The 274-nt window shown below is 53.3% G+C and carries 1 protein-coding gene; it reads left to right on the forward strand.

Annotation, left to right across the window (positions count from 1 at the left end; genetic code table 11):
• Nucleotides 1-274, forward strand: a 274-nt coding sequence (locus H0248_RS21470) for an Ig-like domain-containing protein (protein WP_180787421.1), incomplete at both ends; no start/stop codon positions are given.

Raw genomic sequence — 274 nt, forward strand, 5'->3', positions numbered from 1 at the left:
CAGACCACGGTGAATACGGACGGTAAAACCTGGAGCGTCAATGTTCCCGGTTCTGTACTCGCTGCTAACGGTGATGTCTCTGCGTCGGTCACAACGCGTGATACCGCCGGTAACGTGACTACTGCCAACACCAGCCATACTTATGGCGTCGATACCGTTGCACCAACCGCATCGATATCTATTGACAATGTCACCAGCGATAACGTGATTAATGCGACCGAATCGGGTCAGACGATTACGGTCACCGGTCAGGTCGATAACGATGTCAACGCCG

The sequence above is a fragment of the Pectobacterium brasiliense genome, from assembly GCF_013449685.1.
Lineage (GTDB): Bacteria > Pseudomonadota > Gammaproteobacteria > Enterobacterales > Enterobacteriaceae > Pectobacterium > Pectobacterium brasiliense_A.